A 13,307-nucleotide genomic window follows, 5' to 3' on the forward strand; every position below is an offset into this window, starting at 1 on the left:
GATCACTCCCTTTCTCGCGTGCAAGGAGTTTTCCATGGATGAGCCTCTTGACCCTCATGCCGATGGATCGGCTGGCGCAGCACTTTAACGCTACTGTTTTAGTAGCTGCTTGCGCTTTTCTGGCATGCGTTATGGGGCCTTTTGAACCAAAAGTGCATTGATGGCCTGCACATCGCTCGCTTGCAGACTGCCCGCCGCCTGGCGCAGTTTGAGCGTGCCCAGCAGCACGTTGTAGCGGGCCTGGGCCAGGTCGCGTTTGGTCTGGTAGAGCTGGCTTTGCGCGTTGAGCACGTCGATGTTGATGCGCACGCCCACCTGGTAGCCCAGCTTGTTGGCGTCCAGCGCGCTCTGGCTCGATTGCTCGGCAGCCTCCAGCGCCTGGACCTGGCCAATACCGGACTGCACGCCAAAGAAGGCGCTGCGCGTGGCCTGGGCGACGCTGCGGCGGGCGGTTTCGAGGTCGGCCTCGGCCTTTTGCTCCAGGGCCAGGGTTTCCTTCACGCGGTTCTGCACGGCAAAACCGGCGAACAGGGGCAGGTTCAGCGCCACGCCCACGGTGGCATTGTTGGTGCGGCTGTTGAGGCCCGGCGCGGTAATCGTGCCGTTGGGGTTGTGCTGTGCGGCATAGCTGGCCTGCAGGTCGATGGTGGGGCGGTGCCCGGTTTCGGCCTTGCGGGTCTCCAGGCGGGCCACTTCAAGGGCCAGCACGGCCTGGCGCACGCCGGGTTGCTGGTCTTGCGCCGTTTGCACCCAGCTGTTCACGTTGTCGGGTGTGATGGAGGGCAGTTGCACGGGCTGGGCCAGCGGCTGGGGCTGGGCGCCCTGTGTGCCTGTGAGTTGGTCCAGGGCCAGGCGTTTGACCAGCAGATCGTTCTGTGCGGCGATCTCTTGTGCGCCCACCAGGTCGAAACGGGCCTGTGCCTCGCGCGAATCGGTCACGGTGGTGGTGCCCACCTCAAAGTTGCGTTTCGCGGCGGCCAGTTGCTCTGATACGGCAGATTTCAGGGCCTGCACGAAGCTCAGGGTATCTTGCGCGGCCAGCACGTCGAAGTAGGCCTGGCTGACGCGCACCAGCAGGTCCTGTGCGGCGGCGTCCAACTGCGCCTGTGCCACATCCATGCCGCGCTGGCCTTGTTCGTAGCTGATGCGGTTGGCTGGACGGTACAGCGGTTGCGAGGCGCTGATCGCCATGCTTTGCGTGGTGCCGTTGTAGCTGAAGGACGGGCGGCTGACGTCGGTATTGGAGCGCGAGACCCCCGCGCTCAGGCCGGCGCTGGGCAGCAGGCCGGCCCGGGCCTGGTCGGCACGGCGCGCGGCGGCTTCGAGCTGGGCCTGGGCCGATTGCACGGCTGAGTCATAGCCCCGGGCCGCTTCGACGAGTTCCAGCAGGCTCTGGGCCTGCGCCGGGGCGGCAACGGCGGCGCCCAGCGCCAGGGTCAGTATCAGAGGGCGTAGCCGGAGCGATTGCATGGAGAGAGTCCTTCGGGAAAAGCCTGGAAATGCCGGAAAGTGGGGGGTGAACGGGTGCCCAGCGCGGGCAGGGCGTCAGTAGCGCGGAATGCCCGGGTCGTGCTCACGTGCCCACGCGTCGATGCCGCCTGCGATGTTGACCACCGCGTCATGGCCGTGCTGTGCGAGATACAGCGCCACCTGCTGGCTGCGCACGCCGTGGTGGCACAGGCAGGCGGTGGGGCGATCAGGGTCCAGTTCTGCCAGGCGTTGCACCAGTTGCCCCATGGGGATGGCCAGCAGTTCGGCGCCTTTGGGTGCAACACTGGCCAGCTCGCGCTCCCAGGGCTCGCGCACGTCCAGCAGCACCGGTGATCCATCGGCGCTGGCCTGGGTGAGCCAGGCGGCCAGTTCTGCGGGACGGATTTGGACGATCATTGCGGTGTCGCTGCGCTCAGAACCGGAAAGCCGAGGGTTCGGCAAAATTCAGCAGGCGGGCGGCGTTGGTGTCCCAGGGGTAGGAAACGTCGAAACGGCTGCCTTGCTTGCGCACCGTGGTGACGCGCATGACCGGTTCCTGCCCTGCAATGGCAATCAGGCGGCCGCCGTCGCGCAGCAGGTCGAGCAACCGCGAAGGCACTTCGGCCACCGAGCCACTCAGAAGGATGGCGTCAAACGGGCCATCGGGGATGCTGCTGCGCGCACCGTCGCCTAAACGCACGCTGGCGTTGCGGATGCCGAAGCGTTCCAGGTTCTCGCGCGCCAGAATGGCCAGCGCGGGGTCGATTTCAAGGGTCACCACCTGGTCGGCGTACTGTGCCAGCAGGGCGGCCATGTAGCCTGAGCCGGCGCCGATTTCCAGCACGCGCTCATTTTTTTGCAGGTTCAGCTCCTGCAGCAGGCGTGCTTCAACACGCGGGGCCAGCATGCACTGGCCGATGCGCACGGCTTCGTCGGGGTCGCCCTGCAGGGGGATTTCCATGTCCATGAAGGCCAGGCTGCGGTAGGCCAGGGGAACGAAGTCTTCGCGGCGCACGCGGGCCAGGGTTTCCAGCACCCCACGGTCCAAAACGTTCCAGGGCCTGATCTGCTGCTCGATCATGTTGTAGCGTGCCTGCTCGATCGGGTCGCTGGTGTTGGCTTTCGTGTTCAGGGGCATGTTCATGGGGTATCTCCAGGGGGCAGAACGAGGGCAGGTCAGGACAAACCCGCGATTTTAGGATGCCTTGCGGCCCAACAGGCGCCGAGCCCATTGCGCCAGGTCGTCCATGTAGCAATAAACCACGGGCACCACCACCAGCGTCAGCAGTGACGAGGTGATCACCCCGCCGATCACGGCCTGGCCCATGGGGGCGCGCTGCTCGGAGCCTTCGCTGATGGCAAAGGCCAGCGGTACCATGCCGAAAATCATGGCCAGCGTGGTCATCAAAATGGGGCGCAGGCGCACGCGGGCGGCCATGAGCAGCGCGTCGTGGCGCGACATGCCGGGCGCGGGCTGGCCTTGCTCGTTGGTGTGGTCCTCGCGGGCACGGATGGCAAAGTCCACCAGCAAAATGGCGTTCTTGGTCACCAGCCCCATGAGCATGATGACGCCGATGATGGAGAACATCGACAGCGACGAGCCAAACATCAAGAGCGCCAGCACGACACCAATCAGCGTGAGCGGCAGCGCCGTCATCAAGGCCAGGGGCTGCACAAAGCTCTTGAACTGGCTGGCCAGAATCATGTAGATGAACACCACGGCCAGCAGCAGCGCCGAGATGGCGTAGTTGAACGATTCGGCCATGTTCTTGGTGGAGCCGCCAAACTGGTAACGGTAGCCGGGCGGGAAGGCCATGCTGTCGAGTGCTTTGCGGATGTCACCCGAGATCTCGCCGGCCGAGCGGTTGTACACGTTGGCGTTGATGGCGACTTCGCGTGTGAGGTCGCGCCGGTTGATCTGGTTGGGGCCGGTCGATTCGCGCACGGTGGCCACCTGGTTCAGGCGCACGATGCGGCTGTTGCCATCGGCACCGGTCACGCTAAAGGGCAGGCGCTCGAGGTCCTGCGGCGTGTTGCGTGCCTCGGGGGCCAGGCGCACGTTGACGTCGTAGGTCTGGTCGTCGGGGGCGCGCCAGTTGCCGACGGTCTGGCCGGCGATCAGGGTGCGCAGGCTGTTGGCCATTGACGCCACGGACAGCCCCAGGTCGGATGCCGCGTCGCGGCGCACATCGACGGCGATGACTGGCTTGTCGGGCTTGACGCTCGAATCGAGGTCCACCAGGCCGGGAATGGTGTTGATTTTCTCCTGAACGGCGCGCGTCAGGCGGGCCAGCTCCTGCAGATCGGGGCCTTGCAGCGAGAACTCGATCTGCTTTTGCCCGCCCACCGGGTCGAGCAGGCCCACGTGCGTCACCGTGATGCCCGGAATCTGGCGCAGCCGCTCGCGCAGCACGCCCGACATCTCGTCCACGCTGCGCTTGCGGTCCTTGCGATCGACCAGGCGCACATAGACGCTGGCGTAAATCTTGCCCTGCGTGCTGCCGGTGTTGATGGTCGAGAGCGTGTAGCGCACCTCGGGCATCTCGCGCACCACGGTCTCGACCTGGCGTGTCTTGGCCTCGGTGGCTTCGATGGAGGCGCCCACGGGCACATAGAAGTTGATGGAGGTTTCCGAGAAGTCGGCCTTGGGCACGAACTCGGTGCCCAGCAGCGGCACCATGACCACGCTGAGCACAAAGATGCCCAGCGCCAGCGCCAGGGTTTTGAGCTTGTGCACCAGTGCCCAGCCGAGCACCTTTTGGTAGCCCTGGGCCAGGCGTTCGGTGGCGTCGTCGAACCAGCCCGTCACGCGGCCGATGGTTCGGCCGTACAAGCTGCGGTCTTCCACGCGCTTGCCGTGGGCGTGGATGCTCGGGTCTTCCCAGATGGACGACAGCATGGGGTCGAGTGTGAAGCTGACGAACATCGAGATCAGCACCGCCGCCACGATGGTGATGCCGAATTCGTGGAAGAACTTGCCGATGATGCCGCCCATGAAACCAATGGGCAAAAACACTGCCACGATAGACAGGGTTGTCGCCAGCACGGCCAGGCCGATCTCCTGCGTGCCCTCCATGGCCGCCTGGTAGCTGCCTTTGCCCATTTGCACATGGCGCACGATGTTCTCGCGCACCACGATGGCGTCGTCGATCAACAGGCCCACGCACAGGCTCAGCGCCATCAGCGTGATCATGTTGATGGTGAAGCCGAACATGTTCATGAACAGAAAGGTGCCGATCAGCGCAATCGGCAGCGTCAGCCCGGTGATGACCGTGGAGCGCCACGAGTTCAGGAACAAAAAGACGATGAGCACGGTGAGCAAAGCGCCCTCGATCAGCGTCTGGCGCACGTTGTCCACGGCCACGCGGATGGGGCGCGAGCTGTCGCCGATGGTCTCCAGGCGCACGCCCGGGGGCAGCTCCTTGCGCAGCGCCTGCACGGCGTCGTTGAGGCCATCGACCACCTCGATGGTGTTCTCGCCCTGGGCCTTCTGCACCGACATCAGCAGCGTGCGCTGGCCGTTGTAGAGCGCCAGGCTCTCCACCTCCTGCGGGCCGTCCTGCACGCGGGCGAGTTGTTCCACGCGCACCGGCGCACCGTTCTTGCGCGCCACGATGATGCGGCCGAAGTCCTCGGGCCGCTCCATGCGCGCGTCGATCTGGACCACGCGGTCCTGGTCCAGCGAGCGCACGGCGCCCAGCGGCAGGTCCTGGTTTTCGTTGCGCACGGCCTGCGCCACCTGTTCGGGCGTGATGCTAAAGGCTTCGAGCGCCTGCGGATCGAGGTAAATGTTGATCTCGCGCCGTGTGGCGCCCACCAGTGTCACGGCGCCCACGCCGCGCACGTTTTCGAGGCGTTTTTTCAGCGTCTGGTCGGCCCAGGTGGTCAGCTCTACGGCGCTCTGGCGCGTGGCCTCGTCGCCGTCGGGCAGCACAGCCAGCGACCACACCGGGCGGCTGGCAGGGTCAAAACGCAGCACACGCGGCTCTTTGACCTCGGTGCGCAGCAGCGTGCGGATGGTGGCGACCTTTTCGCGCACGTCCTCGGCGGCCTTGCGGCCGTCGATGTGCAACTGGAACTCGATGATGACCACCGCCGAGCCTTCATAGCTGCGCGAGGTCAGGGCATTGATGCCCGCGATGGAGTTGACGCCTTCCTCGATCTTCTTGGTGACCTCGCTCTCCACGATCTCGGGCGAGGCGCCGGGGTAGTCGGCCGTGACCACCACCACCGGAAAGTCGATCTCGGGGAACTGGTCCACCTTTAGGCGCTGGTACGAAAAAACGCCCAGCACCACAAAGGCCAGCATGACCATGGTGGCAAACACCGGATTCTTCAGACTGACCTTGGTAAACCACATGCTGTGTCGTCCTGGCGGTCAGGGTTTGGCGGCGGGCGCACTGGCTGCAGGTGCAGCCTGGCTGCCCGGCAAGCGCAGTACCGTGCCTTCGGGCAGGGCGCCCACGCGTCCGGCCAGCACCAGCGTGCCCTCGGACACACCTTCGATGGCCACCACGGTCAGGTCTTCTTGTTGCACGCGCTGGCCGGTTTGCACGGCACGGTGCGCCACGCGGCCGTTGTCGGCCACCTGCACGTAGGGAATGGGTTTGTCGGTGCGCACCGCATCGAGCGGCACAGTCAGCCGTTCGGCATGGCCCACGGCCAAAGTGCCTTGCACGAACAAGCCCTGGCGCAGCGCGGGCAGGGCCTGAGTGTTGTCGATGGACAGATACACCGGCACTGCGCGGCTGCCTGCCTGGGCGCTGGGGTTGATGCGCACCACCGTGGCTTCCAGCGGCTCACTGATGCCTTCGACCCGCAAAGTGGCCTTTTGCCCCAGGCGCACGGCGACCGAGTCGGCCGGGCCCAGCAGGGCTTCGAGTTCCAGGCGCGAGAGGTCGACCACTTCCAGAATGCGGGCCTCCACGGCCACGCGCTCGCCATTTTGGGCAAGGCGCTGGGCGACATGGCCGCTGAGGGGGCTGCGCAACACCGTGTCGGCCATGGCCTTGCGGGCCACGTCGGCGGCGGCTTGGGCCGCCTGGTACGAAGCCTGGGCCGCCTGCAGACTGGCTTGCGAGGTATCGAGCGCGGTGCGCGAGATAAAGCCCTGGTCCACCAGGGCACGGTTGTTGGCAAACTGCCGCTGGCTGATATCCACCTGGGCCTTGGCCGCATCGGCCTGCTGCTGTGCCTGGCGCAGCCGGGCATTCGATTCGGTGGGGTCGGTGCGCGCCACTTCCTGGCCTGCGCGCACGGCGTCGCCCTCGCGCAGGCTCAAACCCTGCAGTTCACCGGCTACTCGGGCCTTGATGGTGGCTGTCTGCACCGCACGCAAGCTGCCCGAGACCGGAATGTCGAGCGACAGGTTCTGCTTGCGCACGGGACTCACTTCCTCGGAAGCAATATCCATCACCACCTGGCGGGTGGCCGCCGTGGAGGCGACCAGTGCCTTTTGCTGCGCCTGGCGCGCCGAGATGGCACGCCAGGCGCCGCCGGCGACCAGCGCGATAACGATGGCGGTGGCCATCCAGGGAATCCAGCGTTTCATGGTGGAAAAGTCAGGCAGAGGGAGGGGGAGGGGCAGGGTCCGGGCGGGCCAGCAGGCCGTGCAGCAGGTTATCAACCTGGCAGTGGATGTAGTCCTGCGGACTGAAAGCCATGGAATCGGGCACGCAGGCTCCGATGGAATGCTTCCAGAGCATCAAAAAAATCATGGGGGCCAACACGGCATACACGGCATAGTCCAGGTTGACGGCCCGGAACTCACCGCGCGTGATGCCGCGTTGCAGCACGCTGCGTATCAGTTGCTGGCCGGGCTCGATGACTTCGCGCTGGTAAAACAAGGTGAGTTCGGGGAAATTGCCGGCCTCGCTGAGCATGAGCTTGGTGATGCCCGAGGCGCGGGTGGAGCCAATGCTTTCCCACCACGTGGCGTAGCTCAGGTGCAGCATGTCGGCGGTGCTGCCCTGGAACTGCGCCAGTTCCTGCCCCCATTCGTCAAACCGGCCCACGATGCTTTCGCGCACCACGGCCTTGAAAAGCTCTTCTTTGCTGGGAAAGTAGAGAAACAGCGTGCCCTTGGACACTCCGGCGCGTGCGGCCACCTCGTCCACCTTGGTGGCGGCGTAGCCCTTTTCCACAAAAAGGTCCAGGGCAGCCTCCAGCAACTCACCGGGGCGGGCTTCCTTGCGGCGCTCGCGCTTGGGTGCAGGAGGGGAGGGCGGAACAGATGTGGGCACGCAATTATTTACTGACTGACTGGTTAGTAATATAGCAAAACCACCCACAAGGGTCAACCGCAGAGCATGTGTGCAATGGCCCCATTGCGGGAAGGCGCGCAGAAATGTTTAGGATGGTCGATCAGCACGCCATGTGCAGCACCCTCACGCAAGAAAGACGCCATGACCGAACCGCAAGACCTGGGATTTCCAGCGTTCTATTCCGAGGCGCCCACGATCAAGCTGCGCGACCCGCTGGCCCAGTTTTTGGGCGCGGCGCGCCACGGCGTCATTGAATACCGCTATACCGATGTGGTGCGCCTGTCGGGCCACTCGTGCCCCACCGTGGCGGGCGCCTACCTCATGGCCCTGCATGGCCTGCGTGCGCTCTATGGCACCGAGATGCCCGTGCGGGGTGATGTGGAAGTTTTCATGCGCGATGCGCCGGGCAGTGGCGTGACGGGCGTCATCTCTTCAGTGGTGCAGTTGGTGACAGGGGCCGCCGGGGAAACAGGGTTCCCGGGCGCAGGCCAGCTGGCCCTTTTCGCACGCAAGAACCTGCTGGTCTTTGGCGCCGACGTGGACGGCGTTTTGGGCATGCGCCGCCGCGATACGGGCAAGGCCGTCACGGTGCACTTCGATAACGCGGTCGTGCCCTGGCCTGGCGAGATGCGGCCGCTGATGACCAAGGCCTTTGCCGATCAGGCCAACAGCGCAGAGCTGGAGCGTTTTGCCCAGTTGTGGCAAGAGCGTGTGCGATCGATGCTGGTCGAATATGCTGACAACCCTGCGCTGGTGTGGGTAAGCGACTGGCAGCCCGCCCCGTGAAATCCACCGCACCGCAAGGAAACTGACGTTATGGATATTGCAAGCAGTCAACCCGGCTCCGCTTCTGCGGCGCAAGAGTCCGTCATCACGCTGGGCGGCGGGTGTTTTTGGTGCACCGAAGCCGTGTTTGACAGCGTGCGCGGCATCACCGATGTGGAAAGCGGCTACTGCAACGGCCATACGGAGCGCCCCCGGTACGAGCAAGTGTGCACCGGCAGCACCGGCCATGCCGAGGTGGTGAGGCTGCGGTTTGACCCCACCATCATCTCGGTGCGCGAGATTCTGGAAATCTTCTTCGCCACGCACGACCCCACCACACTCAACCGCCAGGGCAACGACGTAGGCACCCAGTACCGCAGCGGCATCTATTACGAAGACCCCGCGCACCGCCAGGCGGCTGAAGATATGGTGCGCGAAATGTCGCAAGACAAGCTGTTTGGCGCACCCATCACCACCGAGGTGCAACCCTTGCAGAACTACTGGCCAGCCGAGGACTACCACCAGGACTATTACGCCCACAACCCGTCACAGGGTTATTGCGCTTATGTGGTGGGCCCCAAAGTGGTCAAGTTCCGCCAGACCTTTGCGCGTTTCCTCAAGTAGCTGCGGACCATTGCAGGGGCAGGGCATAATGCAACCCGATTGCGTTATTGTCCCGCCAGCCCCTGCATGTCCACCCCATCCATTCCATTCACCGCATCCCCCTCCTGGCCTTTGCCGCCCGGTATGCGCGCCACCCGCGCTACCCGCGCTTTGGGCGCGCTGTACCAGGCGCAGCCCCAGGCCACGCTGAGCGTGCCCGAGGTGGCTGTGGCCCTGGACGCGGCCGGTGTGCAGGTCAACCGGGTCACGGTGTACCGCCTGCTCGACCGCTTTGCCGCAGCCGGCCTGCTGCAGCGCCAGATCGACGGCGCCCGGGTCACCCGCTTCGCGTTGGCCGCGCCGGGCCACGACGGTGCCGCCCCGCGCTTTGAATGTGGCGGCTGCCACCGGCAGTTTCGGCTGTCCCAGGGCTCGGCCCGCATGCAGGCGGCCCTGCGCCCCTTGCTGCGCACGCTGGCCCAGGCCGGGCACGAGAACCTGGCCGTCGATATTGCCGTGCACGGCCTGTGCGCGGGCTGCGCCCACCCTGAGGGCGCTGCATGATCCGCACCCGGGGCCTGGCCCACGCCTATCCGGGCGCGGCCCTGCGGCGCTTTCCGGATGTGGATGTGCGCCAGGGCGGCACGCTGCTGGTGCGCGGGCGCTCGGGCAGCGGCAAATCCACCTGGTTGTCGCTGGTGGCCGGGCTGCGCGGCACGGCCACGGGCGACCTGTTTGTGGCGGGCCTGCAGATTGGCACGCAGCGCGGTGCCGAAATCGACGCCTGGCGCGCCCGCAGCATTGGGTTCTTGCCGCAAAAACTGCACCTGAGCAGCGCGCTCACCGTGGCCGACAACCTGGCGCTGGCCTACTTTGCCGCAGGCAGGCCGCGTGACGATGCCGCCATTGCCCGTGCACTGGAGCACCTGGGCGTGGCCGACCTTGCCGCCCGCAGGCCGCACCAGCTCTCGGGCGGGCAGGCGCAGCGCGTGGCACTGGCGCGGGCCGTGCTGCTGGCGCCCGAGGTGCTGCTGGCCGACGAGCCCACCGCCAGCCTGGACGACGAAGCCGCCGCCTGTGCACTGGCCCTGCTGCAAAGCAGCGCCGCCGCCTGCGACGCCACCCTGGTGATCGCCACGCACGACCAGCGCGTGGTGCAAGCCCTGGCGGGTGCCGTGGTGCTGGATTTGAATGAAATAAGCCTCCAGGGCAATACAGACAAGCGCGAATAGCTATGAAAAAAATAGCATATATGGCCCGTCTGTCGTGGCGCTACCTGTGGTCGCGCCCGCTGGCCGCCGCGCTCAACCTGCTGCTGCTCAGCCTGGGGCTGGCCACCATCACCCTGGTGGTGCTGGCAGCGGCGCAGCTTGACCAGGCATTTGAGCGTGACCTGGACGGCATCGACCTGGTGGTGGGCGCCAAGGGCAGCCCGCTGCAGCTCATCCTGGCGGGCGTGTTCCACATCGACACCCCCACCGGCAACATCCCCCTGCAGGAAGTACAGGCCCTGCAGCAGCACCCGCTGGTGGCGCAGGTGATCCCGTTGAGCCTGGGCGACAGCCATGCGGGCTACCGCATCGTGGGCACCACGCCCGATTACCTGGCGCACTATGGCGCCACGCTGGACCAGGGGCAGCCCTGGCAGGCCCCGATGGAAGCCGTGTTGGGCGCCACGGTGGCGCGCCACATGGCCCGTGCGGGGCAGGGCGGCACACCGTTGGTGGGCGCTCAGTTTGTGGGCAGCCATGGCCTGGGAGCGGGTGGGCACGCGCATGGCGACCAGCCCTACCGCGTGTCGGGCGTGCTGGCGCCTTGCGGCTGCGTGCTCGACCGGCTCATCCTCACCGCTACCGAGTCGGTGTGGCAGGTGCACGAAAGCGCCACTGCCGCCGACAAGGACGACCTGAAAGCCCTGCAACAAGAGCGCGAAGTGACCGTGGCCCTGGTGCGCTACCGCACACCCCTGGCCGCCGTCACGCTGCCGCGCTACATCAACGCGGGCACCGCCCTGCAAGCGGCTGCGCCCGCCATCGAGGTCACCCGCCTGCTGCGCCTGCTGGGTGTGGGCGCCGACGTGCTGCGGGCCATGGGCGGCGCGCTGCTGGCCGTGGCCGCACTCAGTGTGTTCATTGCGCTGTGGAACGCCGTGCGTGAGCGCCGCGCCGACATTGCCATGCTGCGCATGCTGGGTGCGCCCCCGGGCCGCGTGGCGGGGCTGCTGCTGTGCGAGGCGCTGTGGCTGGCGCTGCTGGCGAGCAGCCTGGGCCTGCTGCTGGGCCATGGCCTGGCCGAACTGCTGGGCCGCGTGCTGCAGGCGCAGGGCTTGCTGCCCGTGACCGGCCTGCGCTGGCTGCCTGCCGAGGCCGGTGTGCCGCTGCTGGCGGTGGCCGTGGCCATGCTGGCCGCATTGGCGCCCGCGTTGCAGGCCTACCGCAGCGACGTGGCCGACCTGCTGGCACAGCCCTGAATTTGTTCAAATCTCCCTGAAAGAACCCCGCACCATGAAAAAACTGCACACCGCCCTGGCCTCGGCCTGTCTGCTGCTGGCCTGCGCCAGCGCACAGGCACAAACCCACACCGACAAGGAAACCCAGGCCGACATCCAGCGCCACCGCGCCATGGCGGCCGCACACCAGGCCGCCGCCCAGTGCCTGGAGGCAGGCAAGGGCGAGGCGGTGTGCATGAAAGAGCTGCAGGCCGCCTGCAAGGGCCTGGCCATTGGCAAATACTGCGGCATGAAACACGCGCACTAGAGCCATGGCCTGGCAACGCCCCTTCTTTTTGCTGGCCCTGCTGAGCTTTGCTGCGGCTGCCTCGGCGCAATCCGCGCCAGCGCAGGGCGGGGCGCCTGTGCTGACATCGCCCGTGCCCGGCGCCGCCGCGCTGCCCCAGGGCAGCGGCCCCGGCTACCACAGCCCTGAGAGCCCGATTGCACCCCTGCCGCAGCGCAGCGATGTGCTGCCCTGGCCGCTGCTGACCGACCTGGCCAAAAAAACCACCAAAACCGCCGTACTGCCCCAGTTCAATACCGCGCAGAAGGCATTGCACCAGACCGTGCAGCGCATTCAGGGCTTCATGCTGCCGCTGGACGCCAAGGCCACGCAAACGCATTTTTTACTGACGGCCGTGCCACTGACCTGTTCGTTCTGCATTCCTGGCGGGCCTGAGAGCATGGTGGAGGTGCGTGCCAAAACCCCCGTGCGCCATTCGCTCGAACCCGTGGTGGTGGAGGGGCGCTTTGTGCTCCTGAACAACGACCCCTATGGCCTGTTCTACCGCATGGTCGATGCGGTGCCCGTGAAGTAAATGCCTGCCCAGCAGCCGCACAGCCCTTTGCACCGCCGCCTGATCAGCGGTGCGGCCCTGCTGTGGCTGCTGCTGGCCTTGGTGTGGGTGCCGTCGCTGGGCCGCTGGCACCAGGTGGCGCATGCCCAGCCACTGGCCCAGGTGCATGCGGGCCATGGGGCCGCAGTGGCCCCGGCGGTGGCCACCAGCGCCTTCCTGCCGCCCTTGCTGGCAAACCACAGCCTGGCCGACTGCCTGCTGCTCGACCAGCTTGCACTGGCCGATGCCGCCCCTTCGGCACCCCCGGCCATGGCGCCCACGGTCTCCGCCGTGGCACCCGCGCCCCTGCCTGCACCCGGCGTGGCCCAGCGCCATGTTGCGCTGTTCCACGCCCGGGGCCCGCCCCCGCAGGCGCGGGGCTGATCTGCTGCGGCAGACCCTCAAAACTCCTGATTTCATAGCTGCCAGCGCTTGACCATAAAGCGTTAGAGGCACTTTTCATTCAAATTATTGAGCCAGGCCATGGTGCCGGTACGCGCGCTTGTGCGCGGGCCGCACCGCGCTTGCCGTGCCCTGGCGATGGCATTTCCCATGAAGCAATTTCCTGAAAACACCTTTTCACCCGCCCTGCGCCCCGTCGCCCTGGCAGTTTGGCTGGCCCTGGCCAGCAGCGCACAGGCGCAAGACCGCAGCGAACCAGCGGCCCCCAGCCTGCCGCCCGTCACCGTGTCGGCCAGCGGCCTGCAACTGGGTGCCAGCGACATGACCACGCCCGCCAGCGTGCTCGAAGGCGACGAACTCGTGCTGCGCCGCGAGGCCACGCTCGGCGAAACCCTGGCCGGCGAACCCGGCATCGCCAGCAGCCACTTTGGTGCCGGGGCCAGCCGCCCCATCATCCGGGGCATGGACGGCCCGCGC

General features: G+C 66.4%; 14 protein-coding genes and 1 pseudogene. 9 read left to right on the top strand and 6 right to left on the bottom strand.

Annotation, left to right across the window (positions count from 1 at the left end):
• Nucleotides 1-129: 129 nt before the first annotated feature.
• The 6 genes from ACYVOC_RS12200 to ACYVOC_RS12225 form a co-directional block, all read right to left on the bottom strand.
• Nucleotides 130-1,470: a TolC family outer membrane protein gene (locus ACYVOC_RS12200; RefSeq protein WP_461161988.1), complete on the bottom strand. Its 1,341-nt coding sequence runs from the start codon at nt 1,468-1,470 to the stop codon at nt 130-132.
• Between the two features lie 75 nt (nt 1,471-1,545).
• Nucleotides 1,546-1,887: a rhodanese-like domain-containing protein gene (locus tag ACYVOC_RS12205; RefSeq protein WP_461161989.1), complete on the bottom strand. Its 342-nt coding sequence runs from the start codon at nt 1,885-1,887 to the stop codon at nt 1,546-1,548.
• A gap of 16 nt (nt 1,888-1,903) precedes the next feature.
• Entirely contained in the window at nt 1,904-2,614 is a 711-nt protein-coding gene (locus ACYVOC_RS12210; protein ID WP_116003967.1) for a protein-L-isoaspartate O-methyltransferase family protein, read from the bottom strand.
• A gap of 51 nt (nt 2,615-2,665) precedes the next feature.
• Entirely contained in the window at nt 2,666-5,830 is a 3,165-nt protein-coding gene (locus tag ACYVOC_RS12215; protein WP_461161990.1) for an efflux RND transporter permease subunit, read from the bottom strand.
• Nucleotides 5,831-5,848: 18 nt separating this feature from the next.
• Nucleotides 5,849-7,021 (bottom strand): efflux RND transporter periplasmic adaptor subunit, encoded by a 1,173-nt coding sequence (locus ACYVOC_RS12220; RefSeq protein ID WP_461161991.1) that lies wholly within the window; start codon nt 7,019-7,021, stop codon nt 5,849-5,851.
• 10 nt (nt 7,022-7,031) lie between these two features.
• Nucleotides 7,032-7,712 (bottom strand): TetR/AcrR family transcriptional regulator, encoded by a 681-nt coding sequence (locus ACYVOC_RS12225; protein WP_461161992.1) that lies wholly within the window; start codon nt 7,710-7,712, stop codon nt 7,032-7,034.
• A 162-nt stretch (nt 7,713-7,874) separates the two neighbouring features.
• On the opposite strand from ACYVOC_RS12225, the gene ACYVOC_RS12230 reads away from it, so the two are divergent.
• From ACYVOC_RS12230 to ACYVOC_RS12270, 9 genes and pseudogenes are all read left to right on the top strand, one after another.
• On the top strand, nt 7,875-8,519 hold the full coding sequence (locus ACYVOC_RS12230; protein ID WP_116003963.1) for an FmdE family protein: 645 nt from the start codon (nt 7,875-7,877) through the stop codon (nt 8,517-8,519).
• A gap of 30 nt (nt 8,520-8,549) precedes the next feature.
• Complete coding sequence (gene msrA, locus ACYVOC_RS12235) at nt 8,550-9,122, top strand: peptide-methionine (S)-S-oxide reductase MsrA (RefSeq protein ID WP_461161993.1); 573 nt, start codon at nt 8,550-8,552, stop codon at nt 9,120-9,122.
• Between the two features lie 123 nt (nt 9,123-9,245).
• The gene (locus tag ACYVOC_RS12240) at nt 9,246-9,665 is read left to right on the top strand and encodes a Fur family transcriptional regulator (protein ID WP_461162049.1); all 420 of its coding nucleotides are present in this window, start codon (nt 9,246-9,248) and stop codon (nt 9,663-9,665) included.
• Nucleotides 9,662-10,333, top strand: coding sequence for an ABC transporter ATP-binding protein (locus ACYVOC_RS12245; protein ID WP_461161994.1), 672 nt, complete (start codon nt 9,662-9,664; stop codon nt 10,331-10,333). The genes ACYVOC_RS12240 and ACYVOC_RS12245 overlap by 4 nt, the downstream gene beginning before the upstream one ends.
• A 2-nt stretch (nt 10,334-10,335) precedes the next feature.
• Nucleotides 10,336-11,571, top strand: a complete 1,236-nt coding sequence (locus ACYVOC_RS12250) for an FtsX-like permease family protein (protein ID WP_461161995.1) — start codon at nt 10,336-10,338, stop codon at nt 11,569-11,571.
• Nucleotides 11,572-11,605: 34 nt separating this feature from the next.
• The gene (locus ACYVOC_RS12255) at nt 11,606-11,857 is read left to right on the top strand and encodes a hypothetical protein (RefSeq protein ID WP_199562974.1); all 252 of its coding nucleotides are present in this window, start codon (nt 11,606-11,608) and stop codon (nt 11,855-11,857) included.
• A gap of 4 nt (nt 11,858-11,861) precedes the next feature.
• The gene (locus tag ACYVOC_RS12260) at nt 11,862-12,410 is read left to right on the top strand and encodes a DUF3299 domain-containing protein (RefSeq protein ID WP_461161996.1); all 549 of its coding nucleotides are present in this window, start codon (nt 11,862-11,864) and stop codon (nt 12,408-12,410) included.
• Nucleotides 12,411-12,812 carry a hypothetical protein gene (locus ACYVOC_RS12265; protein ID WP_461161997.1) on the top strand — a complete coding sequence of 134 codons (402 nt, stop codon included), beginning with the start codon at nt 12,411-12,413 and terminating at the stop codon, nt 12,810-12,812. It abuts the gene before it with no gap.
• Nucleotides 12,813-12,980: 168 nt separating this feature from the next.
• Nucleotides 12,981-13,307, top strand: a pseudogene (locus ACYVOC_RS12270) (TonB-dependent receptor); the annotation flags it as partial.

Source organism: Simplicispira piscis (assembly GCF_054783455.1).